The organism is Marinobacter bryozoorum (assembly GCF_023156245.1).
Classification (GTDB): domain Bacteria; phylum Pseudomonadota; class Gammaproteobacteria; order Pseudomonadales; family Oleiphilaceae; genus Marinobacter; species Marinobacter bryozoorum.
Map to the genome: position 1 here is coordinate 1 of NZ_JAKZAH010000105.1, position 1,192 is coordinate 1,192.

1 protein-coding gene is annotated in these 1,192 nt (G+C 47.9%); it reads right to left on the minus strand.

All coding sequences use genetic code 11. The features are described 5' to 3' along the window. Nucleotides 1–378: 378 nt before the first annotated feature. Nucleotides 379–1,192, minus strand: an 814-nt coding sequence (locus tag MLC59_RS19725; RefSeq protein WP_248237302.1) for a helix-turn-helix domain-containing protein, incomplete at its 5' end; no start/stop codon positions are given.

Below are 1,192 nucleotides of genomic sequence, written 5' to 3' on the forward strand. Positions count from 1 at the left end.
AGGAATTTGTCAAAAGTCCTACTAGCACGTTGAGCATGTCGGTAAACAGGGTGGTAGGAATCTGAAGGGCCGGAGTTAAACAAAAGCGAACATTCAGAAACGATCGAATGACCACAACAGATCAGACCGTTTGCACCGGGGTGAGTCCGCCGCCTTTTTTGAACCGTCCGTGGAAACGGGGTAGAACCCGACCTCCTTCAGGATCTAGACGATCTGTGACTCGCTGACGCCGCCCAATCGTCAGTAACACAGTGATCTAGTCTGTAGAACTAGCCTGCCCCAGTCTCCCGGGGCAGACTTTTAGTCCATCTATTTTGCTTAGATGGTGGAGTATTGACGTGATGTTGAGTCATCGCTTTCGTCATGACCATCCAAAGACTAAGGGATGCCCAATACTTTGGATAGACGCTGCTTCTCAGGCGCACTAGGCTCGGCTCCCTGAACAATTTCGCCAATTCGACAGCGGTTAACTCCAGACATCGCACTTAGCTTGCTTCGGCTTAGTTTCCGCTGTCGCATTTCGAATCGCAAGTGAACGTGAAAATTGCGGAAATTGATGGGGCCGACTTGCCGACCTCTGTCCTCGCCCCACTGTTCAATGGGCCTACACAGTTCATCGAAAAACCATAGGTACTGAGGAAAGCTCTTGCATTTTATGCCTTCATCTTTATCCGGATGATTTTTGTATTTTAGAAACGTATGCAAGTTCATCTTCTCGTTACGGCAAACGCATTCATCGCCAGCCGAACAAATGGCACTGAAATCAAATAGAAATGTGTTATTGAAGCTCAGTTGTCTAAATGATTGTCCGCCAAAGTAAACTTCAGATGGGTCGATCTCAGCGTCTGGACGATTATGCAGGCGAAGTTTAAGCCTCATGATGCCTGGAAAAAAATCGGCGAGAGATTTGCTGTTCGCAGACTGCCCTTGTCGGAGGGTATGAGCTCGCCACTTCATTTCATCAACTTCTTCAAGCGCGGTCTGATGAAGCGCCTCCACAAAGTTTTTTTCACTGAGGTTGCCTCTGACGGCTTCAACCGCCACTCGAAAGTCGTCATCCAGCGCTGACAAGTGATCTACTAATCCGAAATAAAGTAAGCGAACATCACCCGGATATGTAAGCCAAATCTGGATGACCAAAAAAGGACTGCAATAGCTTTGGTAATTTCTGCAAACGTCGCAGTTGCCGGAA